The 23,995-nt window shown below is 71.7% G+C and carries 18 protein-coding genes and 1 tRNA gene; 9 read left to right on the forward strand and 10 right to left on the reverse strand.

Annotation, left to right across the window (positions count from 1 at the left end; translation table 11 throughout):
- The first annotated feature begins 40 nt into the window (after positions 1 to 40).
- A complete protein-coding gene (locus tag CES90_RS14630; protein ID WP_229914065.1) occupies positions 41 to 559 on the forward strand; it encodes a potassium channel family protein in 519 nt (172 codons plus the stop codon).
- Between the two features lie 42 nt (positions 560 to 601).
- Here CES90_RS14630 and thrS read toward each other — a convergent pair whose 3' ends face one another.
- The 3 genes from thrS to CES90_RS14645 all read right to left on the reverse strand — a co-directional run bounded on the left by thrS (position 602) and on the right by CES90_RS14645 (position 4,493).
- Positions 602 to 2,581: a threonine--tRNA ligase gene (gene thrS / locus CES90_RS14635; protein WP_189785219.1), complete on the reverse strand. Its 1,980-nt coding sequence runs from the start codon at positions 2,579 to 2,581 to the stop codon at positions 602 to 604.
- Positions 2,582 to 2,682: 101 nt separating this feature from the next.
- Entirely contained in the window at positions 2,683 to 3,930 is a 1,248-nt protein-coding gene (locus tag CES90_RS14640; protein ID WP_189785220.1) for a hypothetical protein, read from the reverse strand.
- Complete coding sequence (locus tag CES90_RS14645) at positions 3,927 to 4,493, reverse strand: DUF4365 domain-containing protein (RefSeq protein WP_189785221.1); 567 nt, start codon at positions 4,491 to 4,493, stop codon at positions 3,927 to 3,929. The genes CES90_RS14640 and CES90_RS14645 overlap by 4 nt, the downstream gene beginning before the upstream one ends.
- 168 nt (positions 4,494 to 4,661) lie before the next feature.
- On the opposite strand from CES90_RS14645, the gene CES90_RS14650 reads away from it, so the two are divergent.
- Positions 4,662 to 5,387, forward strand: coding sequence for a 3'-5' exonuclease (locus CES90_RS14650; protein WP_189785222.1), 726 nt, complete (start codon positions 4,662 to 4,664; stop codon positions 5,385 to 5,387).
- 38 nt (positions 5,388 to 5,425) lie between these two features.
- Here the strand turns inward: CES90_RS14650 and CES90_RS14655 are convergent.
- Together CES90_RS14655 and CES90_RS14660 are read right to left on the reverse strand one after the other, a co-directional pair.
- Positions 5,426 to 5,497: transfer RNA gene (locus CES90_RS14655), tRNA-Val, on the reverse strand.
- A 39-nt stretch (positions 5,498 to 5,536) separates the two neighbouring features.
- The gene (locus CES90_RS14660; protein WP_189785223.1) at positions 5,537 to 5,995 is read right to left on the reverse strand and encodes an SRPBCC family protein; all 459 of its coding nucleotides are present in this window, start codon (positions 5,993 to 5,995) and stop codon (positions 5,537 to 5,539) included.
- Positions 5,996 to 6,061: 66 nt separating this feature from the next.
- On the opposite strand from CES90_RS14660, the gene CES90_RS14665 reads away from it, so the two are divergent.
- Entirely contained in the window at positions 6,062 to 8,527 is a 2,466-nt protein-coding gene (locus CES90_RS14665) for an SCO7613 C-terminal domain-containing membrane protein (protein WP_189785224.1), read from the forward strand.
- A gap of 661 nt (positions 8,528 to 9,188) precedes the next feature.
- Here CES90_RS14665 and CES90_RS14670 read toward each other — a convergent pair.
- Positions 9,189 to 12,125, reverse strand: a complete 2,937-nt coding sequence (locus CES90_RS14670; protein ID WP_189785487.1) for a hypothetical protein — start codon at positions 12,123 to 12,125, stop codon at positions 9,189 to 9,191.
- Positions 12,126 to 12,661: 536 nt separating this feature from the next.
- Positions 12,662 to 13,285, reverse strand: a complete 624-nt coding sequence (locus tag CES90_RS14675; RefSeq protein WP_189785486.1) for a hypothetical protein — start codon at positions 13,283 to 13,285, stop codon at positions 12,662 to 12,664.
- A gap of 254 nt (positions 13,286 to 13,539) precedes the next feature.
- Here CES90_RS14675 and CES90_RS14680 point away from each other — a divergent pair, with 254 nt between their 5' ends.
- Together CES90_RS14680 and CES90_RS14685 are read left to right on the forward strand one after the other, a co-directional pair.
- Positions 13,540 to 14,679 (forward strand): sensor histidine kinase, encoded by a 1,140-nt coding sequence (locus tag CES90_RS14680; protein ID WP_189785485.1) that lies wholly within the window; start codon positions 13,540 to 13,542, stop codon positions 14,677 to 14,679.
- A complete protein-coding gene (locus CES90_RS14685; RefSeq protein WP_189785484.1) occupies positions 14,676 to 15,326 on the forward strand; it encodes a response regulator in 651 nt (216 codons plus the stop codon). The genes CES90_RS14680 and CES90_RS14685 overlap by 4 nt, the downstream gene beginning before the upstream one ends.
- Before the next feature lie 231 nt (positions 15,327 to 15,557).
- On the opposite strand, the gene CES90_RS14690 is transcribed toward CES90_RS14685, so the two are convergent.
- From CES90_RS14690 to CES90_RS14700, 3 genes are all read right to left on the reverse strand, one after another.
- Positions 15,558 to 16,280: a potassium channel family protein gene (locus CES90_RS14690; RefSeq protein WP_189785483.1), complete on the reverse strand. Its 723-nt coding sequence runs from the start codon at positions 16,278 to 16,280 to the stop codon at positions 15,558 to 15,560.
- Complete coding sequence (locus CES90_RS14695) at positions 16,273 to 17,646, reverse strand: TrkH family potassium uptake protein (protein ID WP_189785482.1); 1,374 nt, start codon at positions 17,644 to 17,646, stop codon at positions 16,273 to 16,275. The genes CES90_RS14690 and CES90_RS14695 overlap by 8 nt, the downstream gene beginning before the upstream one ends.
- A gap of 315 nt (positions 17,647 to 17,961) precedes the next feature.
- Positions 17,962 to 19,041, reverse strand: a complete 1,080-nt coding sequence (locus CES90_RS14700) for a PucR family transcriptional regulator (protein ID WP_189785481.1) — start codon at positions 19,039 to 19,041, stop codon at positions 17,962 to 17,964.
- A gap of 514 nt (positions 19,042 to 19,555) precedes the next feature.
- Between CES90_RS14700 and CES90_RS14705 the strand changes: the two genes are divergently transcribed.
- The 4 genes from CES90_RS14705 (at position 19,556) to CES90_RS14720 (ending at position 23,641) form a co-directional block, all read left to right on the forward strand.
- Positions 19,556 to 20,791, forward strand: coding sequence for a cation:proton antiporter (locus CES90_RS14705; protein WP_229914110.1), 1,236 nt, complete (start codon positions 19,556 to 19,558; stop codon positions 20,789 to 20,791).
- Entirely contained in the window at positions 20,778 to 21,200 is a 423-nt protein-coding gene (locus CES90_RS14710; protein ID WP_189785480.1) for a CBS domain-containing protein, read from the forward strand. Before CES90_RS14705 ends, CES90_RS14710 begins: the two co-directional genes overlap by 14 nt.
- A 139-nt stretch (positions 21,201 to 21,339) precedes the next feature.
- The gene (locus CES90_RS14715) at positions 21,340 to 23,274 is read left to right on the forward strand and encodes an NAD-binding protein (protein ID WP_229914109.1); all 1,935 of its coding nucleotides are present in this window, start codon (positions 21,340 to 21,342) and stop codon (positions 23,272 to 23,274) included.
- A gap of 145 nt (positions 23,275 to 23,419) precedes the next feature.
- Positions 23,420 to 23,641, forward strand: coding sequence for a hypothetical protein (locus CES90_RS14720; protein ID WP_189785479.1), 222 nt, complete (start codon positions 23,420 to 23,422; stop codon positions 23,639 to 23,641).
- The last annotated feature ends 354 nt before the right edge of the window (positions 23,642 to 23,995 follow it).

Genomic DNA, 23,995 nt, shown 5'->3' on the forward strand with positions numbered 1-23,995 from the left:
CCCCGGCCTGCCCTGGGGCCGGCGGGACCTCTGTCTCGCGGTGCCGCTGCTGACCTGGGCGGTCTTCGCGCTGGACCTACGTGGTGCGCCGGCGGCTCAGCGGCCTCGGCCCACGCCCTTCGTCCGCGCCCACTGGCTGGACACCCTCGTCCTCGTGCTGCGCCCCCTGCGCCCCCTGCGCATCGTGCAGATCCACGACGCCATACAGCAGCGGCACCACGCCCGGCCCCGGCTCGCGCTGCACGCGCGCGTGGCCGTCTACGCGGGCCTTTCGGCCACCCTGCTCGGCTTCACCGGCGCCCTCGCGGTCTACCAGCAGGAACACGCGGCGCCGGACGCGACGATCCGGACCTTCGGGGACGCCGTCTGGTGGACCTGCGCCACGCTGGCGACGGTCGGATACGGCGACGTCGCACCGGTGACACGCCTCGGCCGGTTGACCGCGGTCGGGGTGATGGCGTGCGGGCCGGCACTGCTCGGGGCGGTGTCGGGGTCGTTCTCGTCCTGGCTGCTCCAGGTGTTCGCCCGCGAGGAAGAGCGAAGGCCCCCGGGGAACTGAACTCCCCGGGGGCCTCCTCTCACGCGGACGCGCGGATACGCCTCAGATCTGGACGCGGTCCTCGACGACCTTCACGATCTTCGCGATGGCCTCGTCGATCGGGATGCCGTTCTCCTGCGAGCCGTCACGGTACCGGAAGGAGACGGCGCCGGCCGCCATGTCCTCGTCGCCCGCGATGACCATGAAGGGCACCTTGGCCTTCTGGGCGTTGCGGATCTTCTTCTGCATGCGGTCGGAGGAGGAGTCGACGTCGACCCGCAGGCCGGCGGCCTTGGCCTTCTTGGCGAACTCCGCCAGGTACGGCACATGCGCGTCGCCGATCGGGATGCCGAGGGCCTGCACGGGGGCGAGCCACGCCGGGAACGCGCCCGCGTAGTGCTCCAGGAGCACCGCGAAGAACCGCTCGATCGAGCCGAACAGGGCGCGGTGGATCATGACCGGCTGCTGCTTGGAGCCGTCCGCCGCGGTGTACTCCAGCTGGAACCGCTTGGGCTGCTGGAAGTCGACCTGGATGGTGGACATCTGCCAGGAGCGGCCGATCGCGTCCTTGGCCTGGACGGAGATCTTCGGGCCGTAGTACGCGGCGCCGCCCGGGTCGGGCACAAGCGGTAGGCCCTGCTTCTGGGCGGCCTGGCGGAGCGCCTCGGTGGCCTCCTCCCACTCCTCGTCCGTACCGATGAACTTCGGGGAGTCGTCGCGGGTGGACAGCTCCAGCTCGAAGTCGCTCAGGCCGTAGTCGCGCAGCAGCTCCAGGACGAAGGTGAGCAGGGAGTCCAGCTCGCCCGCCATCTGCTCCTTGGTGCAGTAGATGTGCGAGTCGTCCTGGGTGAAGCCGCGGGCGCGGGTCATGCCGTGCACCACGCCGGACTTCTCGTAGCGGTAGACCGTGCCGAACTCGAAGAGCCTGAGAGGCAGTTCGCGGTAGGAGCGGCCGCGCGCCTTGAAGATCAGGTTGTGCATGGGGCAGTTCATCGCCTTGAGGCGGTAGTTCTGCCCGTCGAACTCCAGGGGCGGGAACATGGCGTCCGCGTAGTTCGGCAGGTGGCCCGAGGTCTCGAAGAGCTGCTCCTTCGAGATGTGCGGAGTGTTCACGAACTCGTAGTCCGCGTCCTCGTGCTTCTTGCGCGAGTAGTTCTCCATTTCCCGGCGGATGATGCCGCCCTTGGGGTGGAAGACGGCAAGGCCGGAACCCAGCTCCTCCGGGATGGAGAACAGGTCGAGCTCGGCGCCGAGCTTGCGGTGGTCACGCTTCTCGGCCTCGACGAGGAAGTCGAGGTAAGCCTTCAGCTCGTCCTTTGACGGCCAGGCGGTGCCGTAGATGCGCTGGAGCTGGGGGTTCTTCTCGCTGCCGCGCCAGTAGGCGGCGGCCGAGCGCATCAGCTTGAACGCCGGGATGTTCCGGGTGGTGGGCAGGTGGGGGCCGCGGCAGAGGTCCTTCCAGCACAGCTCGCCGGTCTTGGCGTCGAGGTTGTCGTAGATGGTGAGCTCGCCGGCGCCGACCTCGGCGTCCGCGCCCTCGGCCGCGTTCGCCGCGTTGCCCTTGAGGCCGATCAGCTCCAGCTTGTACGGCTCGTCGGCCAGCTCGACGCGCGCATCCTCGTCGTTGGTGACCCGGCGCGCGAAGCGCTGGCCCCGCTTCTGGATCTCCTGCATCTTCTTCTCGATGCGCTTGAGGTCCTCGGGGGTGAACGGCTCGGCCACGTCGAAGTCGTAGTAGAACCCGTCCTTGACCGGCGGCCCGATGCCCAGCTTGGCCTCCGGGAACAGCTCCTGCACGGCCTGGGCCATGACGTGCGCGGTGGAGTGGCGCAGGATGTTGAGGCCGTCCTCGGAGGAGATCTCCACGCCCTCGACGGTCTCGCCGTCCTTCACCTCGTACGCGAGGTCCTTGAGCTCACCGGCCACGCGGGCCGCGACGACGGTGCGCTCGCCGGAGAAGAGGTCGGCGGCCGTAGTGCCCGTCGTCACCACGCGCTCTTCCCGCTCGGAATCGCGTTGGATGATCACACGGACGTCGGACACCGGTTTCTCCTACCTGAAGGGGCGGCCTGGTCATCTGCTACGGCCTGGGCCATTGGGAAGGATCGTACCGAGCCCGGGGTCCTGCTCGCGAAACAGATACCTCAGTCCCCTCCGCAGGCCTCCTCGAAGAAGTCGAGGTTCTCCTGGAGGGACTTCATCAGCCGGTCCCGCTCGGCGTCGTCGACCTGCACGGGCGCGATCCCGCCGGCGTCCGCGAGACGCCGGAAGCCGCCCCGGCTCTCCAGCCGCCCGTAGACCCGGACCGGCAGTCCGACGAGATGGGCCTGGCCCGCGATCCGGTAGGACTCCTCGTCCAGGGTCATGCGGACATGGGGTACCTCAGCCCCGGCGATGACCCGCAGCCGTACGGTCCCCTCGCCGCGCGGTCCCGACCGGCGCATCCGTACGACGTCCCCGGTGATCCGTACCGGCATCGAGGGTTCCTCGCTCAGATAGCGGGCCCCGGCCTCGCGCAGGGCGGGCAGGTCGCCGGGCGAGAACTCGACGGGCTCGGCCGGTGTCACGCCACCCCCGGCGACCGGGGCGGCGGGCGCCCACTCGATGGCGATGCGGGCGCCCTCGGTGCCACGGACGAGGGCGACGAGGGCCTCGGTGAGCTCATGGCTGACCCCGGCTTCGACGGCACCGTCGAAGGCGTCCATGCCGCCGGTGGCGCGCTGGTAGTCGATGGCCTCGCGGGCGGCGTACAGGGCCTGGTGGAGGCGTACGGTGAGGGGGCGGCCGGTGTCGACGGGGACGAAGGCGGTGAGGCGGCGGCCGCCGGGGGCGGCTCCGACGAGGACGCCGTCGAGCTGGGCGGCGGCGGGGCGGCGGTGCCGGGCGCCGTAGTAGCCGGCACGCGCGCGTGTGGCCAGGGCCGCCGCGAGGAGCATCTGGCGGGCGGCCGAGCGCAGCTGGTCCTCGACGGCCCAGGAGGCGGTGCCCGCGGGTCCGGTCGGTACGTCCCGCCACCAGTGGATCTCGTCGCTGGGCACGGCGAGGCCGACCAGTACGTCACGGGCGGCCGGTGATCCGCTGCGGGAGAGGGCCATGAGGGCCTCGCCGAGCAGGTCGTCGCTGTCGGGGAAGGCCCGGTTCTCCGGCACGAGCAGGCTCATGCCCCTGCCGCCCGGCCCCGGTGGGGTCCACCGTCCGTAGCGTCCGGCGGCTCCGCCGCGCCGCTGCCAGCCATGACGGTGCAGTAGGGCGCCGAGGACCGCGGGATCGACCTGGGCGGGGTCGGGCGGCTGGGTCCAGGCGGGCTCGACGGGGTGGGGCCGTCCCGGGCGTACGGGTTGGTCGATGGGACGGCGTACGAAGTCGCCGTCCTCGGTTGGGCGGTGGGTCACGGCCTTCCTCCCGTTCCGACCCGCGTCATGATCTCGCAGAGCGCTCGGTCATCGAATATGCGTGTGGTCGGTATGCGCACGTTGGTGCGACGCCGACCGGTGATCGGGTGTCCGGCGAGGTTGACCCAGTAGCAGCAGTGCCGCAGGTCGAGCCGGTCGTGGCCGGCCCGCAGCCACTGTTCCCGCGACCTCGGGACGATCATCACGACCAGGATCTTGTGCACCGAGACGGGTGTACGGGCGAGCTTCGCCAGGTGGTCGTTGTCGAGCGTGAAGGAGAAGAAGCGGCCCGGAGGGTTCGGCGTGACCTGGTAGGTGGCCTTGAGCTGCACCTTGATGGTGACCTCGTCGTCGACCGTGTGGCCGGGTGAGCCGTGGCTGACGTGCCAGTCGATGCCGTTGTCCGGAAAGGGCTGGGAGAGGGAGCAGCCGGCCGCGGCCGCGACGGCGTGCAAGTAGCCCACCTGCAGTGTCTCCATGCAGGCGGTGGTGGCGAGGGAGCCGCGATGCGAGGTCGCGTGCTCGGGCAGCAGCCCGCCCCGCTCGGGCTGCGCTATGGCCATGACCAACAGCCTTCCGAATCAGGTATTTCCTCGTGTCGAGCCCCTGAACTGCGCAGACCCGCACTTCTGTTGTCTCCTCCCGGCGTACGGCGCAAACAGCCCGGGTATCACCAAACGGGCAGAAGACGGGGCGTCAGCTGCCGTGGGTGAACGAGGAGTTGTGGACACATGACGTGTTGGTACGAGGGGCCCCTGGCGGCGTTCGACACGGAGACGACGGGCGTGGATGTCGAGACCGACCGGATCGTGTCGGCGGCCGTCGTCGTCCAGGACGCGCCGGGCACCCGCCCCCGGGTGACCCGGTGGCTGGTGAACCCGGGCGTGCCGGTGCCGGAGGCGGCGACGGCGGTGCATGGGCTGACGGATGCGCATCTGCAGCGCGAGGGCCGCTGGCCCGCGCCGGTGATGGAGGAGATAGCCAGGGCGCTGGCCGAGCAGACGGCACGGGGCCGTCCCCTGGTCGTGATGAACGCGCCGTTCGATCTGACGCTGCTGGACCGCGAGTTGCGCCGCCACCGCGCCTCGTCCCTGGACCACTGGTTCGAGACGACGCCTTTGCAGGTCCTCGATCCGCGGGTCCTGGACAAGCATCTGGACCGCTACCGCAAAGGCCGCCGCACGCTCACCGACCTGTGCGTGCACTACGAGGTGGTCCTGGACGGGGCGCACGACGCGGCGGCCGACGCGCAGGCCGCGATGGACGTCGTACGCGCGGTGGGGCGCCGTTTCTCGGCCCGGCTCGCCCGTCTCTCCCCCGCCGAACTGCACACGCTGCAGGCGGTGTGGCACGCGGCGCAGGCGCGCGGTCTGCAGGCGTGGTTCGCGCGCAGCGGCTCGGAGGAGGCGGTGGACCCGGCATGGCCACTGCGCCCGGAGCTGCCGGCCGCGGCATGAAAAAAGCCGGTCCGCTCTTGCGGACCGGCCTTACCCGGTGGGCGATACTGGGTTCGAACCAGTGACCTCTTCGGTGTGAACGAAGCGCTCTCCCACTGAGCTAATCGCCCGGGAACGCACTGAACAATACAGGTCCCGACGGCTCTGGTTCAAACCGCTTGCCCGGGGCCCGCGAGGTAGGCGAGGAGTCCCCGACGCCCCGCCCGCATCATCAGCGCGTGGTTGGCGCGGAACACGGGCCGCCCCGGCACGGCGAGCCGGCGCATCAGGGGCTTGCTGACGACGACCTCCTGGTCGTAGCGCGCGAGGGTGCCGGTGCCGTCGGCGGTGAGCGTCCAGCGGGCCCAGCCGTCCAGGTCGCCGGTCATCTCGATCTCCAGGATCCCGGCCGCCGGGTCGTTGCGCACTTCCCGCGCGGTGAAGGCGAGGTCGTACGGCAGCACGGACCTGATCCGGATGGTGCCGCTGGTGTCGTCGATCCGGATCACCTCGCGCACCTGGGGCCACCAGTGTGGATAGTCCTCGGCCCGCTGGAGGACGTCGTACACGGCGGTGGGTGGCGCGGGCAGGGTCCAGAGGCTGCGGAAACGGTAGTGGCACCAGTCCATGGTTGAATTCTGCCTGCTCAGAGCCGATCTGTGCGGGATCTGAGTACGTCCTGAGTATCCGCACTCATGCTGTACGACGTGACGCGGACCACACTCCGGGACATGACGCATTTTCCGTCCCCGGCCGAGGAGTTGCGGGTCCTCGACTCCGAACTGCGGCAACTCGACGCCCGCCGCACGTTCCTGCTGGCCCGGCGTGCCTGGCTGATCAACGCCCTGTACGGGCAGACCCCCGTGCGGCCCCCCGCGGCCGCCGGGCCGCCCGCACGCCGCCCCGAGGCATCGGCGCCCAGTGTCCAGAACGTGCTGCTGGTCCTCGGCGGCGTCCTGCTGACCGTCGCGGCGATCGCGTTCACGCTGGTCAGCTGGGGACAAATGGGGATCGCCGGTCGGGCGATGGTCCTCGGCGCGGTGACGCTGGCGGCGCTCGGCACGCCCTTGGCGCTGCTCCGCCACGGGCTGCGCTCGACCGCCGAGGCAGTGGCGGGCCTCGGCCTGGCACTGACGGTCCTGGACGCGTACGCCCTGCACGAGGCCGCGCTCACGGACACGGACGGCACGGGATACGCGGCGGCCGCGGCGGCGGTACTCGCGGGGGTGTGGGCGGCTTACGGACTGGGCATCGCCAAGCTGGTGCCCGCGGAGGGGCGCCCGGCGGTCATGTACACCCCGCTCAGCCTGCCTCTCCCCCTCTCCCTCGTTGCGGCCCAACTCCCCCTTTTCCTCTGGTCGTTGGCGGCGAACGCGGGTGCGCACACGGTCACGGCCGTGCTGCTGGTGACCGCCGCGGCCGACACCGCTGTCGCACTCCGGGCACGTATCACCCCGGTACGGATCGTCGCCATGGTCGGTGCGTTCGGCTGGGGTGCCTGGGGTGTTCTGGCGGCCGGGTGGCTCTCCTGGGCCGCCGCGGGCCCGAGCGCCGCCGCCCGTGCGGCGGCGCTCCTCGCCCTCGCCGCGGCGATCGCCCTGGCGGCCGCGTGGCTCGCTCCGAAGCCGGCCGTGGCCCTTGGCCCCGCGCTGACCGGCGGCCTGCTCACCGTGGCGGCGCTCGGCGGAATGGCGCGGTCGGTACTGCCCGACGAATGGACGGTCCCCGGTTATCTGCTCTGCGGGGTCGCGCTGTTGGCGGTCGTACGGACCCGGGTGCCCGACCCCGTGCGCCGAGGCCTCGTCCACGCCTCCGCCGCCGTCCAGGGGCTCGCCCTGCTCACCAGCGTGCCCGCCCTCGCCGTCACGCTGCTGGGCCCTGTCGGCTGGGTCGGGCGGATCTGGTCCGGCGCGCCCGCGGATGCCCGTACGGCGGTGACCGCCGACCTGCCGTGGCCGCCGAACACGGCTACCGCACCCCTGGTCCTGGCCGTCGTAGCCGGGGTGCTGGCCCTGACCGGGCGCACCGTGTCCTGGCGGACCCCGGCGCTGATCGGCGCCCTGACGCTGGCCTGGGCGACGGCCCACGTGCTCCCGGCAGTGCTCGAACTCCCGTATGCGGTGGGGATGGTGACACAGGGAGCCGTGGTCGTGGCAGCACTGGTGTTCGCGGGATCCCCGCGGCCGGCGGCGACCGAGCCGCTCCGGGCGCCGCTGCCCCTCACCGCCGCCCTTCTGGCCCTCGTCACCTCCCTGAACCTCGCCTTCCTCGCTCTGCCCTCCGAACCGGCGACCCTCGCGGTACTGACCGCCGCGACCGTCCTGTTCGCCCTCGCGGCCTGGCGCACGGCCTTCGGCCCCGTCACCGCACCCGCGTCCCTGGTGTACGCCACCGCCCTGACCTGCGCGATCGGCGCGTCCGTCGGCTGGGAGCCGCAGCACACGGCTCTACTGGTCCTCACCGTGCCGACCACGGCGGCCCTGCTGGGGGCACGCCTCGGTGTCTCGCCGATGACGATCCCGATCGAGGCGACCGGCGCCGCCGCCGGCCTCCTGGCCATCGGTCTCGCGGCCACCGACCCGCCGCTGCTGTCCGTGACCCTCGCACTCTGCGGCGTCATCACCGCGGGCACAGCCGTACGACCGGACCGCCGCGACATCGGCTACGCGGCCGCCGCACTCTTCGTGCTGGCCAGTTGGGTGCGCCTGGTGGCCTGGAACGTCGAGGACCCGGAGGCGTACACCCTGCCGATCACGGTCCCGGCGCTGGTCGTCGGCTTTCTCAGGCGCCGCCGGGACACAACGGTCTCGTCATGGACGGCGTACGCCCCGGGTCTCGCCGCCACCCTGGGCCCGAGCCTGGTCGCGGCCTGGGGCGACGAACACTGGCTCCGCCCCCTCCTCCTCGGCCTGACCGCCCTCACCGTCACCCTCGTGGGCGCCCACCACCGCCTCCAGTCCCCCCTCCTCCTCGGCGGCACCACCCTCACCCTGGTCGCTCTGCACGAACTCGCCCCGTACATCGCCCAGGTGGTCGACGCCCTACCGCGCTGGGTCCCTCCTGCCCTGGCGGGCCTGGCCCTACTGGCGGCGGGCGCAACGTACGAACAGCGCCTACGCGACGCACGGCGAGTACGAGAGGCACTTGGCCGCATGGGTTAGCTGTTCTGTCCCGGGAGGTTGTGGACGGGTGAGCCAGGTCTCGGCTGAGGGATCTTGAACAGGTGAGGGCCTTCCGGTTCAAGCCGAGAGTGGGGGAGAAGCCGAGAGTGGGGGAGCGTGCCAGGCGTCGGGCGGCAGGCGGGACTTTCGCAACACGCCCTAGGAGATGCTGAAACCTCCGACCGCCGACCACCCGGCGGGGAAAGCGTCTGCACAGGCCGGAGCCACAGTTCGAGGCGGACCGGGTGCTGGAGGACCAGCAGCCGCACCTGGGGCGGCTGGACTCGTGGGAGTCCTGGCGGCAGTGGCGGGACGCCGTGGTGGGGACCACGGTGAACAGCGGTGCAATCCAACCCGCACGACCACCTCAGGGGCCAGGTATCGTCACCCGCTCCATGAAGAGGGCCCAGGTCAGTGACCCGGGCCTGTCTGCGGCGGGCCGGCGCGACACCGCAGGTGCTGTCGGCCGTCCAGACGCTTGGCATTCACTTGGCTCTGGCCGGAGTCGGTGAAGCGACGCGGTCGTCCTCGGTGAGCCGTGCGTGACATCGGGACCAGGCCGACGGGCTCGTAGGGGGACACACAGCGTCGACGGTCCGGCAGGGAAAGCGCGGAGCCCCGGAACGCACGGTGCGTTTCGGGGCCCTGCCGACGTGGCTGGTCAGCGGGTGACCATGACCGCGTCCAGACGCACTGTGGCGCGGCCCGCCGTGCTTCCGGACAGCACCTTCAGCTGCGCCTTGTGAGACGTGATCTTCGTGCCGAGTGTGTAGGTGAACACCACCTTGCGGTAACTGGTGGCCGAGGCATAGGTGTTCACGGTGCCCACCGTGGTCCCGTCCACGACGACCGCGAAGCGGCCACCGTTGGGCGCGGCTGTCGCGACGATGCGCAGCTTGGTGCCGTCCGCCGAGAAGGACACGGTGGAGCCCGGCGCGGCGGACACCCGCTCGGTCTTCGACCAGGCCGAGGTCACCGACTTCGACGCCCAGGTGCCCTTGTAGGTCAGTGCCGAGGACCGGTCGTCGACGGGGATGCCGCTGGCCGCGGCGGCGCTCCAGGCCCCGGTCTGGCCCGCGTCGTCGTGTGCGCGCACGTAGAAGCGGTAGGTCAGGCCCGGCTTCGGCGTCACCGGGCTGCCGGAGGAACCGAAGACCGCCGACTTCGAGGTGGTACCGGTGCGCCAGGTCTGCAGCGGCCCCAGCGTCCACACGCCCGTGCTACTGCGGGTGGCGACCTTCCAGCCCACGTCGTACGACGTCACGCCTGCCGTCTTCGCCGTCCAACTGACCGGGATCACGGCGCTGGTCGAGGAGTTGCTGGCCAGGGTGGGGGCGGTGACGGAGGCCACCGGAGCGGTCCTGCGCAGGGCGACCGTCCCGCTGACGTCCGCCGCCGGAACGCCGGTCACCGCGTCCTTCGCGGAAAGAGTCCAGGTGTAGGAACCCTCGGCTGCCGCCGTGCCCGAGTCCGTCTTGCCGTTCCACGCCGGAGCGACACCGCCGCCCGAGGCCGTTCCGGTCAGGGTGCGCACCGAGTCGGTGCCGGACTTGAGGACGAGCGTCCAGGTCACCGGCCGGTTGTACGTCCATTTCGGCGCCCAGCTGTCGGACTTGCCGTCGCCGTTGGGGCTGAACCCGGTCGGAGCGGAGGCGGCGGTGCGGGACGGGGCACCGGCCCACACGATGTGCGTGACACCGTCGCCGTCCATCCACGCCGCCCAGGGCGCCTCGCGGTCCACCGCCCACCGTTCGACGGAGGTGCTGCCGACCCCCTTCGGCAGGACGAACAGCTGCCGCGGGGCGGCGCCCGTCACACCCAGGACCTCGGCGTTCAGGGCGACACCCGTGCCGTCGGGCTTCGTGTAGGTGTAGAGCACGTTCGTGCCGAGGACCGGACGACGGACGGAGGCGTCCACCGTCGTACGGGCGGTGGTCCCCGTCTTCAGCAGCAGGCCCTGGGTGGAGGCGGTCCCGCAGGTGGTCAGCAGGATCCACGGGCCGCGCACCTGGAGTTGGCCCGGCAGACAGTCCACCGTCGTCACGGTGGAGACGGCGGCGGTGGCCAGGTCGGTGCGTCGGATCGCCCAACTGGAGATGCCGGTCTTCACCGACGAGTAGAGGGCGCCGCCGTACAGGGCAACGCCGTCGGGCACGCGCTCGACGGTGCCGGTGGCGACGGTGTAGAGCAGCAGGGTGCCGTTGTTGAGGGTGGTCTTGTCCCGCAGCAGGAACCGGTCGCCGTCGAAGTCCACGACCTGGTCGAGCGACGTATCCGTCCCCTGGAGGGGGACGCCGGTCAGCGTGCCGTTCGCGTACACCTGGTAGGCGTCGCCCTGCTCGACCAGCACCCGGTTCCCGGCTGTGGCCAGCGTCCGGTGGACGGTGCCGGTGGAGTAGGCCAGGACACGCGACGGTGTGGTCGCCGAGGCGCCGGCTGTGCCGATCGTCATACGGGAGGAGAGCAGCACGCCGGTACGCCGTGAGGAGTCGTCCGCGGTGTAGAGGGTGCCGCCGGACAGGGCCAGAGCGTCGAGTCGTGCCGGGCCGGCGGGGATCGTGCTCGCGTCCCCGTCCACGGTGGACACCCGGCCGTCGGTGAGGGTCTGGACGGCGGCGTCGACGTCCGGCCGGTACAGCGACGCGCGCATCCGGCCGTCGTCACCCACCGAGATGTCACCGAACGTGCCGTTCAGGTCGGCGGCGGGGGTGGAGCCGTCGCGGGACATCGCGTACAGCTCGTTGCCGTTCGCGCTCCCCTCGTACCAGGCCAGGGTGTCGTCGCTGATCCACCGGGCCCGGTCGGTGGGCAGGGTGACGGTCGCCGGGCCGTCCGAGGGTGCCGCCCGCTGCCACTCGGTCAGTTTCGCGCCGTCGATGACCCCGAAACGGGTGGGGGTGAACTCCAGCCCCTGCGGCAGTTCATCGGTGTCGGGTTCGGCCACGGTGACCGTCGCGCCGGTGGCGAAGTCGACGTAGACGATCCGGTGGCCCCAGGACGGGGCGGTCCGCCGCAGCACCAGCGCGCCGTCCGCGTCCGACGCCAGCACCTCGTACCGTGCGTCGTTCGACAGCAGGGTGCGGTCGGCGGCGGACGTGCGCAGCACCAGGCGGACGCGGTACTGGGAGTCGTCGTCGTAGTACGCCTGCTGGAGGAGGATTCCGTCTCCCGCCTGGCCGCGGTACCGCTCGTCGCCCGCCGCGCCCGAGCTGTCGTAGGCGACGGCCAGTGTCCGCTGGCTGCCCGTGTCGAGGCGGCGCAGGGTGACGTGGTCGGCGAGGCCGCCGTTCGTGGAGGTGGCGACGGCCACGACGGAGTCCTGGACGGACACGGCGTCGACGGTGACGCCTTCGCCTGTGTCGGCCAGCGGCCCCAGGTCCTGCGGGGCGCCTCCGGACAGGGAGAGCCAGCCGTGGTCACGTGTGTCGGTGGCGGGCTTCTGGCTCCAGACGACGGCCTGCCCGGAGCCGGACACCTCGTCGGCCGCCGGCACGGACGTGGTGCGGGCCGGCAGCGAGGTCGTCACCCCGGCAGCGGCCACGGCAACGGGGGACAGGGCCACAGTGCCCGCGATGGCCAGCGCCCCGGCCAATGTCACGCAAGGGAGGATATGACGTCTGTGAGCCGGCATGGATCGTTTTCCCCTCACATATGAGGGCCGGATTATCACACGGAAGGTCGAACGGCTGTCCCACTGGGGTCCGGAGAGCGAAAGCGGTCACGGAGCAGCAGCATGGCTGCGCCGCGGCGGTCCTCTCACATGGACACCAGAAGCGATCGAGGTCTCTCGTCGTACGCGTCGCGGCGGAGGAGCAGTTGGCGCGCGCCCGGCCCGGGTTTCGCCAGAGCGCCCGGGGATGTCGTCAGACGCCGGCACTTCACCCACGTGCCCGTAAGGGCGGTCAGCCACGGTCAGCACGGGTGCGCTCCGAAAGAAGGAATCCGCACAGGTCAGAGCCGTACGGCCCGTCCAGGCGCCGTCGCTTGGCGAGCTGGGAGCGCGAGTTCGATTCTCGTCACCCGCTCCATGTGAAACCCCCCGGGTCAGGGACCTGGGGGGTTTCTGTTGTCCGCACCAGTAGGTGGGGTCGTCGCGCCCAGGAACCGTACGCCGCACACGGTGCGGGCATCGCCTCAGGCGGGCGTCCGGTCCGGGACACCGGTGCGGTCGGTCGTACCTGCCGACCGCCGCAGCGCGGTTGAGAGCCATGTCAGGGTGGCGCCGACGACGATGTGCAGCATGCTCGTGAACACGGAGTCGGGCAGCGCGATCAGGAACGCGAACAGTGGCAGTGCGACGGCATACCCCCATGACGGAATCCTCGGGAACCGGCCGGCGCGGATCATCGCCGCCCCGAACAGGGCGCAGCCCACGGCGAAGACGATCGCCGAGCCGATGAGCGCGGGAATGGTGGGGCCCGTCAGCTCCGCTTCGATGACGTCGTCGTCGATGTAGAACAGCACCAGGTTGGAAGCGAACGCCGCTCCGCCGAACAGACCGAGGCCGATGATGTTCACGAGGTAGGCGGTTTCTCCGAAGCGGCCGGTGGCGGGGCTCTGCCCTTGGTGGAGCGCGGTGAGGAACGGCAGGGCGAACGCGGGCGAGAGGGCGAGGAGGAGACTGGTCGCGGCGGTTTCCCCGGTGAACGCCTCGACCAGTGCGGGCAGTGCGATGAGCAGGCCGGACAGCGCCCCGGAGAGGGCGCCGAGGCGGATGAGCCGGGCAGAGACGGGCACGGAGCCGAACGACGAGGACATGAGGGCCACTCCGGTTCGTCGAGGAGCAGGTCAGGGCCGAAACGGTAGAGAGCGGCCGGCCTGCGAAGGGAGGTGCCGAGCGGCGACACCGGCCGCCGGAGGTCACGGGCGCCCGGGCGGCAGCGGCGTGCCGTTCGGCATGTGCCGCTCGGCCGTACCTGGCCGGCCACCCGACCGGTTTTCTCCCGACGGTGTCGCCCCGCGTGCGGACCCGGCCTAGCCTGGGCTACAGCGTCGGGCGGGCGGGGGTATGCATGGCGGCGTATGTGCCTGTGCCGTGGGTGTCGCCGCTGTTGTACGGCGCGGTGCTCCTCGGCGGTCTCTACTACCTGGCCGCCGATCTGGGCGACAGTTCCGGGCTGTTGTCCTGGCGCACGGCCGGCTTCGTCGCCGGGCTCGCGGCGCTGTTAGCTCTGGGAGTGGCAGAACGCCGCCGCAGCGCGGCCCGGGTGCCGCTGCTGCTCGCGCGGTGCGCCCTGACGGGTGCCGTGGTCGCCCTGGATGCCTCGGAACTGTCCCAAGTCCTGTTCGTTCTACTGCCGTTCACCGCTTACTTCGCGTTCGGCCGTACGGCGGCGCTCGCGCTGGGAGCGCTGTGCCTGGCCGGGCCGCTCACCGGTTATCTCCTGACGGCCCCCGGCTGGTACCGCGACATGGAGTACGTGTCCGACCTGTTGATGCTCGGCATCGGCCTGGTGCTGGCGATCTCGATGGCCGCCGTCGCCGTCGGCGAACAGCGGGCGCGACGCGAACTGCAGGAGTACGCCGCGCGGGTGGCGGAGCTGTCCGCCGCGACCGAGCGCAACCGGCTGGCGCGGGACATCCACGACAGCCTCGGCCACCATCTCACCGCGATTTCCGTGCAGTTGGAGCTCGCCTCGGAGTTCCGTGAGCTGGACCCGGACGCGGCAGGACGGGCGATGACCGAGGCCAGGCAGTCGGTGAAACTCGCGCTGGGCGACGTCCGGCAGTCAGTACGCACGCTGCGCGGTGAGGCGGTTCGCCCGTCGCTGTCGGCCGCGCTCGCGGGATGGGTACGCGACGGCGGCGCGGGGCCGCGCGTCACCGTCGAGGTGCTCGGCGCCGAGGACGGCTACGGCGCGGCGGAGCTGACCGCGTTGTACCGGGCCGCGCAGGAGGGGCTGACCAACGCGCTGCGCCACGCGCGAGCCTCGCGGGTCTCGGTGGCGGTCCGGTTGACCGAACACGCCGCGCGGCTGGCTGTGGCCGACGACGGTTGCGGCTTCACACCGGCCGAGGCCACGGCCGGATTCGGCCTGACCGGCATGCGGGAACGGGTGCACCTCGTGGCAGGAACCGTGGACATCGACAGCGGACCGGGTGAGGGCACCCGACTCACGGTGGTCGTGCCGCGGGGAGGAGGCGAGAGGTGAGCGAGGAGCCGACGGCGGTACGGGTGCTGGTCGTGGACGATCAGCAGCTCATCCGGGACGGCATCGCGGCGCTGCTCTCGATCCGGCCGGGCATCACGGTCGTCGGCACGGCGGCGGGCGGGCGGGAAGCTGTGGAGAAGGCTGTGGAGCTACGGCCCGACGTCGTGCTGATGGACGTGCGGATGCCGGAGCTGGACGGCGTCGAGGCCGTCGCCGTGCTGCGTGGCCGGGCGCCGGAGTGCCGGGTGGTGATGCTGACGACATTCGACGACGAGGAGTACGTGGTTCAGGCGCTGCGGGCGGGTGCCAGCGGCTATCTGCTCAAGGACCTGCCGGCCGAGGAACTCGCGCACGCGATCCGCCTGGCGCACTCGGGAGTCACCCAGCTCGACTCCTCGGTGGCCGCCCGCCTCGCCGCCGCCCTGCCGCCGCCCGCTCCCGCATCGGCGACGGCCGTCGCCCTCAGCCCGCGCGAGATCGACATTCTGCGGCTCGTGGCGCGGGGCCGGACCAACCGGGAGATCGCCACGCAGCTGTATCTCAGCGAGGGCACCGTCAAGAACCACGTCTCCCGCATCCTCAGCCGCCTCGCCCTGCGCGACCGCACCCAGGCCGCGCTGCGCGCCCGTGACCTCGGCCTGCTGTGAAAGCCCGACACCATGCCCGTCCGCGCACGCGCTCCGCTCACGACCCGCACGACCCGCACGACCCGCACGACCACCCGAGCGCAGAGAAGGGAACCTCCTTTTCCGGCGGCTTCGGCCGTCCCTGACGCCTTCCTTACGGCGGCCTCACGCCTTTGACGCACTCCGTACGGCGCGGCGCGGCTCGACCCGGCGCGGCTCGACCCGGCGCGGCTCGACCCGGCGCGGCGCGGCTCAGCTCAGCTCGGCGAACGTCTCCACCGCGTGGGTCTTGCCGGTGACCACGATGACGTCGCCCTTCTGAACGACCGTCTCGGCGGTGGCGTAGGTGAAGTCCTCGCCGGGGCGCTTGATGCCGACGACCGTGATGCCGTACCGGCTGCGGACCTGGCTCCGGCCGAGCGGAACGCTGGTGATGATGTCCGGGGCGACGGTCTTCACCAGCGCGTAGTCGTCGTCGAACTCGATGAAGTCCAGCATCCGCCCGGTGACCAGGTGGGCGACACGTTCGCCCATCTCGTGCTCCGGCAGGACGACGTGGTGGACGCCGAGGCGTTCGAGGATCTGACCGTGTTGGCGGCTGACGGCCTTGGCCCAGATGTTGGGCACCTCGGCCTCCAGGAGGTTGGAGCTGACCAGGATGGACGCCTCGACGTCGGAGCCGATGGCGACGACGGCGCTGGTGAACTCGTGCACGCCGAGCTGGCGCAGCACCTCGGGGTCGGTGCAGTCGGCGACCGCCGTGTGGGTCAGTCCGTCGCTGTACTTCTGCACGAGACGGGCGTCGGTGTCGAGGCCCAGGACGTCCCAGCCGCGGTGCATCAGCTCGTTGGCGAGCGAATTGCCGAACCGACCGAGGCCGATGACCGCGACCCGCTGGTCCCCGGCGTGCTGGGTGTGCTGGTGGGCCAGGCGCTTGCGGCGGCGTCGGCGCAGGGAGTGCAGGTAGTTAACCAATGACGGGTCGCTCCTCGGGCAGTTCGTAGCGGCGGACGCGTTCGCGCAGGGCCAGCGCCGAGACCAGGGTGACCGGGCCGAGGCGGCCGATGAACATCAGCAGGACGAGGATCAGCTGCCCGGCGTCAGGGAAGTCGGCGGTGATGCCGGTGGACAGCCCGACGGTGGCGAAGGCGGAGACGGCCTCGAAGAGAACCCCGTCCAGCGGCAGCGAGGTCATGCTGAGCAGAGCCAGCGTTGCGGTCATGACCAGGCCGACGCCGAGCAGCACCACCGTCAGCGCCTGCCGCAGGCTGTGCGGGGCGAGCCTGCGGCCCAGGACCGTGGAATTGGGTTCGCCGCGCACCTCGGCGATGATCGCGACGGCCAGCACCGCGAACGTGGTGACTTTGATGCCGCCCGCGGTGCCCGCGCTGCCGCCGCCGACGAACATGAGCATGCAGGTCATCAGGAGCGTGGAGGCGTGCATCGCCCCGATGTCGAGCGAATTGAAGCCGGCGGTGCGGGTCATCGTGGAGTGGAAGAACCCGTTCAGGAGCTTCTCGGGCCAGTCGTGCGCCCCGAGGGTGGCCTGGTTGGTCCACTCCAGCAGACAGGTCAGCAGGGTGCCGACAACGAGCAGGGCGCCGGTGGTGGCCAGCGTCAGCTTGGTGTGGAGGGTCCAGTTGCGGCGGCCTGTGGTGCGGTGACGGTTGCGGTGGCGGAGCAGTTCCAGGAGGACGGGGAAGCCGAGCCCGCCGAGGATCACGGCCACGGCGACGGGCAGGGTGACCCACGGGTCCTGGGCGTAGCGGGTAAGGCTGTCGGCGTGCAGGCCGAACCCGGCGTTGTTGAAGGCCGACACGGCGTGGAAGTAGCCCAGGTACACGGCCTCGCCGATGGAGTTGCCGTAACCGAAGCGGAAGCGCAGGGAGAGAACCGCGCCGACCGCGAGCTCCACGATCAGCGTCGTGCCGGCGACACCGAGCAGCACCCGGCGCACGTCACCGATGTCCAGGCTCTTGGTCTCCGCCTGCGCGGTGAGCTGGAGCCGCAGCCGCAGCTTCCCGGAGACCAGCAGAGCGAGCAGGGATGCCATCGTCATGATGCCGAAGCCGCCGACCTGGATCAGCGCGAGGATCACACCCTCACCGAAGCCGCTCCAGTAGGTGCCGGTGTCCACCACCGCCAGACCCGTCACACACACGGCCGAGGTGGACGTGAACAGCGCGGTCACCAGCCCGGTGGCCGTACCGTCCTCGGCTGCGACCGGCAGCGCGAGCAGCCCGGTCCCGAGGGCGATCACGGCGGCGAAGGCCAACACGACCGTACGGGCCGGGTGCGCGGTCAACAGCGACCTGCGCGGATGCGCGGAACGTCCCGCCACGGCTCCCCTTCTGCGTACGTCCAGTCCGTCAAGGATTGGTATGGACTTCGTTCGGAGCCCGTCAAACCCCGCGCGGACGTCACCCTACCCGGCTGCAGCTCCCACAGACCCGTCCAGCCGAAAGGCTCTCCGGCCGCCGCCCGGAGCCCGGTGTCAGGTATCGATGCCAGGGCGCGCCACAAGCGAACGAGGAGCGACGCTCACGACCTGCTCCGGGGACTGTCCCGGCGGATCCGGTACACGCCGTGCAGGCCGAGTACGACCATCCCACCCACAATCATCGGCCATACGTCTGGGAGCCCTGCGGGAGGGCGGTCAGAGGGGTTTCGTCGGCCAGTCGAGCAGCCGGGCGCCGATCACCGCGGTCTGGAGGGTGTAGCGGTGCACCGGGTCGGACGGGTCGGCGCCGGTGAGTTTGTTGATGCGTTCGAGGCGGTAGGTGAAGGCGCGCACGCTCAGCGACAGCCGCCGGGCCGCCTCCGCGGAGACGCAGCCGGAGTCGAAGTAGGCGGTGAGGGTGTCGAGGAGTGGCTGGGCGCCGCCGCGGGCCTGGCGCAGTGGGCCGAGGGCGCTCTCCACCAGGTCGGCCATGGCCTGTCGGTCACGGGTGAGGACGGGGTAGACGAGGAGGTCGGCGGCGCGCAGCACGGGATCGTCGAGTTCCAGGCGATCCGCCAGGTCGAGGGCGTTCAGGGCCTCCTCGTACGACTGGACGACACCCGCCGGGCCGGCCTGCGGGCGGCCGATCGCGACCTGGCCGCCGCCGGTCGCGGCGAACGCCTGCTTGGCGAAGTGCGCGAGGACGTCGTGCTGGTCGCCGGGGGCGACGCACACGAGTCGGCCGTCCTTGGTGGTGAGGAGGATGCTGCGGTCGCCGAACCGGCCTATCAGGGCGCGCTCCACCTCCCGAAGTACCGGGTCGCCCTCGTCGTAGACGGCCGGGCCACGGGCCACGGCGACCGCGTGCTCGTACGACAGCCGCAGCCCGTAGCGTTCCGCGCGCTGGGCGAGTCGGCCCAGGTCGCTGCGGCCGTACAGCAGGTCGTCGATGAACTCCCGGCGGGCGGCCTCCTCCTGGCGCACGGCGTGCCGCTGGGCCCGTTCGTAGCCCTCGGCGAACGCGTCGAGAGCCTGTGTGGCGGCGGACAGCACGTCGTCCACGGACACGCCGCTCCCGGTGGGCCAGTGCGCCTGGGTGGCTGCCATGTGGGCTCCGACCAGGGCGCGCAGCCCGATCCCGGCCTCGGCGGCCTGTTCGCCCAGGGCGCGGCGCGAAGCCAGTTCCTCCCGGGAGAGCCGACGGCCGGTCGCCGAGGCGTCGGCGAGGACACGGGCGTACCCCTCCAGGTACGCCTCGTATCCCTCGTGCCTCTCGGACACGTCCTGTACCGCCATGCAAGTCCCCCGAATCGAATGCGCCGTTGACGTCTTCTTGACGCATGGTCGCAGGAGCGTACTCCGCCCATGCCGGAACCGCTGCCTGTCCCCGGCAAAGAGCGGCGGGTCCGAATGGGCCGCCGGACAGGCACCCGGCGGACACGGCGCCTACGCTGCCCGTAGGTGTGCCGGGAAGTCCGGTCGGCGGCCATGACGGCGCGGCCTCCTCGCCGGAAAACACGGCACACGGCTGATCATCACCCACCCCGACGGCCAGATGCGGTCCGCCCTGCGGCAGATCGGCCCACCCCGGGCCCTCTCCCGTCCTCTGCCCGATGGGGACGGCGAAACCCGCTGAGATCACATTTCGGGCAGTGCACGATGCCGGAATCCGGCAACGTACGGGGTTCCGTGGCTGCGCGCCAAGAGCCTGTCAACGCCGCGCAAAGAACGTGTACGGTGCCCGCGGTGTGCCGGGAAGTCTGGTCGGCGGTCTTGGGAGAGCTCTCTTCGTCGATCGGGGGTCGTGGTCATGGTGCTCGTCGTGGTCTTCGGGGTGGCACTGCTGATCGCGGTGCTGCTGTCGGGTCTCGCCGCCCGCACGGTGCTGTCGACGTCGCTGCTCTTCCTGGTCGGCGGCGCGCTCGTCAGTGACGGCTTCCTGGGCTGGATCCACATCACGCCGGACAGCGAGATCGTGTCGGTGACGGCGGACCTGGCGCTGTTCGCGGTGCTGTTCACCGACGGCATGCACGTGTCCTTCGCCAAGCTGCGCGCGAACTGGCGCAACCCGGCCCGCGCGCTGGGGCTCGGCATGCCGCTGGCGTTCGTCGGCACGGCGCTGATCACGCACTACCTCGTGGGCCTGGACTGGACGACGTCCTTCCTGGTCGGCGCCGTGCTCGCGCCGACCGACCCGGTGTTCGCCTCCGCGATCGTCGGCCGCAAGGAAGTCCCGTCGAAGCTCCGGCAGTTGCTGAACGTGGAGAGCGGCATCAACGACGGGCTCGCCCTGCCGGTCGTGCTGATCCTGATCGCGGCGGCCGGACCGACTTCCGGGCACGCCGAGGCGTCCCTGGGGAAGATCGCCCTGGAGCTGGTCCTCGGGCTGGTCTTCGGGATCGTCCTGCCCTACGTCGTCATCGAACTCGTACGCTTCCGGCTGCTGGGCGCCGAGCCGAAACTGCAGCCGCTGCTGCCGCTGGCGATCGGCGTGATCCTGTACGCGGTCTGCCACCTCACCCACGCCAACCCCTACCTCGCCGCGTTCTCCGCGGGCGCCGTGCTCACCGCGCGCTCGCTGGAGGCGAAGGAGGCGTTCGAGCCGCTGGGCGAGGCGCTGGCGGAACTGGCGAAGTTCGCGGCGCTGCTGGTGTTCGGCGCACTGCTGACGCCCCAGCTGTTCGGTGACCTGTCCTTCGGCGGATACGTGGCGGTGATCCTGGCCATCGTGCTGATCCGCCCGGCGTCGCTGCTGCTGTCGCTGCTCGGCACCCGGTTCACCCGACAGGAGAAGCTGGTCGCGGCCTGGTTCGGCCCGAAGGGCTTCGCGTCGGTGGTGTACGGGCTGCTCGTGCTCCAGGCCGGGATCCCGCAGGGCGAGGAGGCGTTCACCCTCATCGCCGTGTGCATCGCCTTCTCGATCGTCGCGCACAGCTCCACCGACGTGCCGATCGCCCGCCTCTTCCACGTCGACGACCTCACGGACACGTCCTCCGGTGCCGGCACGCCGCCCGCCGCCAAGGAGGCCGACCGTGTTGGCGCGTGACCTCGCCGAGCCCTACCCGTACGTCACCACCGACGAGGACGCCGCACACGCGGTCCGGCTGCTGGCCCGGCACCGGTTACCGGCGCTCCTGGTCGTGGACGCCGACGCCGCGCCGTACGCCCTCGTGCCCTGCGCCCACCTCCTCGGACGACTCGTGTCCGAGGGGCGGGGCCACGACGAGGCGCCGACGAGGACGGCCGGTCTCACCGTGGCGGACTGGCTGCCTCCCGGCAGCTCCAGCCTCCCGACGGTCGAGGAGGACGCGAGCCTCACACGGATCGCGGACCTCATCGCACGGACGCACAGCCCGCTGGTCGCCGTCGTCGAACGCGACGGCGACCAGCGGTGGTTGGCGGGCGTGGTGACAGCCGCCCGGCTGATGGAACGACTCGCCGGAGGAGAAACGTGAACGGCCCGAAGAGCCGGATGACCGTCGCCGCCGGCGCGGCCGAGCGCGGCCCGGCCCTCGCCTCCGCCGCCCCGGGAGCCTCGGGCCGTCGGGGATGTGCATCCGTACGTCCTCGTCCTGGCGGGCGGGGAGGGGCCGTATGACGGTGTTCCCGCAACCCGCGCGGCGTGTTCCCCGGTCGGGGCACATGATCGTGTGCGGTGACGACGCGCTCGCCGAGCGGCTGGCCGGCGAGCTCACCACGGTGTACCGGGAGCGGGTCACCCTCGTCGTACCGTCGGCGCCCCGGACTGGCACCGTCGCACGGGCGCGTGCCTCGGCCCTGCTGGGCCAGGTGCAGTCCGTGATCGGGCGTACGGACACCGGCCCGGACGCGCCGCGCGTCCTCGAAGCCCCCGACCTGGACGAGAGCGTGCTGGCCGAAGCCGGGGTGCGCGAGGCCGCCGCGCTGGCTCTGGTCCATGAGGACGACGAGACCAACATCCGCGCCGCGCTCGCCGCCCGTCGACTCAACCCCCGGCTGCGCCTGGTCATCCGGCTCTACAACCGCAAGCTCGGCCAACGCCTGGAGGAACTCCTCGACCAGGCCGCCGCCCTGGCCGTCCCCGGGCTGGACCCGGCGGCCCTGGACACCTCCACCACCGTCCTGTCGGACGCGGACACCGCCGCTCCCGCCCTCGCGGCCACCGCCGTCGCGGGCACCAGCAAGGTCGTCCAGGCTGACGGGCTGCTGCTGCGCGCGGTGGAACGCACACCCCCGGCCGCGGGCGAGGTGGCCGACCCCGGCCTGTGCACGCTCGCCCTGCTGTCGTCGACCACCGACGACCCGGCCGGTGCGGAGGGTTCGGACGCCAGCGGCCGGGAAGGGCCGACCCTGCTGCCCGACGACGAGACGGTGGCCGCCGCCACCGGACGCGGCACAGTCGTCCTGGAGACCGTCACACACACCGGCACCGCTCCCCCACCGGGCCGTCTGGCCGGACGAGGGCTGCCGCTCGCCACCCTGTTCTCGGCCCGGCTGCGCTGGTCACTGGCCGGACTGGTGACCTGTGTGCTGGGTCTGGCCGTCGCCACCTGGCTGACCATCGGCGGTCACCCACTGCACGCCGCCTACCTCACCCTGCTCGACCTCTTCGCCATCAACGACCCCGCCCTCGACGAAGCCACGAGCCGTCAGCTGCTCCAACTCCTCGCCGGCTTGGCCGGGCTGCTGTTCCTGCCCGTGCTGCTCGCCGCCGCCCTGGAGGCGTTCGGCACCTTCCGCACCGCCTCCGCGCTGCGCCGCCCGCCCCGCTCCCTGTCCGGCCACGTCGTCCTGCTCGGCCTCGGCAAGATCGGCACCCGCGTCCTGTCCCGACTGCACGAACTCGGCATCCCCGTGGTGTGCGTCGAGGAGGACCCCGAGGCACGCGGCATCCCCCTCGCCCGCCGCCTGCGCGTACCCACCGTCATCGGCGACGTCACCCAGGAAGGCGTCCTGGAAGCCGCCAGGATCGACCGCGCCCACGCCCTGCTCGCCCTCACCAGCAACGACACCACCAACCTCGAAGCCGCCCTGTACGCACGCTCCGTCAAACCCGACCTGCGCACAGCACTCCGCCTCTACGACGACGACTTCGCCACCGCCGTCCACCGCACCCTGCGCGCCGCACACCCCCATGCCCTCACCCGCAGCCGCAGCGTCTCCACCCTCGCCGCGCCCGCCTTCGCCGGCGCCATGATGGGCCGCCAGATCCTGGGCGCCATCCCCGTCGAACGGCGTGTCCTGCTTTTCGCGGCCCTGAACGTCGCCGGGCACCCACAGCTGGAGGGACGCACGGTCGCCGAGACCTTCCGGCCCGGCGCCTGGCGCGTCCTCGCCCTGGACACCGCCGCCCCCGACGACCGCCGCCCCGACCTCGCCACCACCCCGGCCCACGACGACACCGAACGCCCCGCCGGCCTCGTGTGGGAGCCACACCCCGGGTACGTCCTGCGCCCGCAGGACCGGGTGGTCCTCGCCACGACCCGGCAGGGCCTGGCCGAACTCCTCGGACGACAGCCACGGCTCAGGACACGGCCCCCCGACCGCTGAAGCGGCCACCGACCAGAACCCCAACAGCGACCTGCCTCGGAGGCATCCCGGGAACATCCCCGGCCTCACCGCGTAGACGCGGACGCGGCGCACCGCGCGCAGAGACAACGGACGGCGGCGAGCCGGCACGCCGGACGGGGAGGGCGTGTCCTCGCCGTCCTGTGGTGTGCTCAGTTCCTGTGGTTCGTGGACGGCGAGCCCGGTCAGCGCACGCGCCGGCCCCGAGGAAGCGAGCGGCTCCGGCAGGACGGCGGCGCCGAGGCTGCCGGCCCAGGCGAAGCCCGTCCACAGCGAGAACGCGACCGCGACCGGGACCGCCGCCCAGCCCCAGCGCGCCGAGGTCGGCGTCCCCGTCGAGCGTGCGTGAGTCGGCGGCACCCACCGCGACCAGCAGCCAGAAGCCCGCGGCCGCCAGTAGGGGGACGGTGAACAGGAAGGTCGGAAAGCCTGTGGCGGCCTCGAAGAACGTCCGCATGCCCAACCCCCGATCAACCCCGTCACGCGACGGCCTCGGCACGGCTCGGCGGCCGGATGCCGGACACCTGCCGGTGCCCGGCATCGAGACCTCTGTCGCGTGCTCCCCTCGCCCCCCACCCTGCCTGCGTCGACCCTCACCGCATTGCCGGATCCCGGCAGTCTTGACCGGATGGTCCATGCCGGTGCCCCGCTGAGAAGGCGTCAACAGGGCCTGGCTCTGCCTCCTCGGAGCCCTGGGCCACGC

Origin of the sequence: Streptomyces capitiformicae, from assembly GCF_002214185.1 — a bacterium.
In the GTDB taxonomy this organism is placed as follows: Bacteria; Actinomycetota; Actinomycetes; order Streptomycetales; family Streptomycetaceae; genus Streptomyces; species Streptomyces capitiformicae.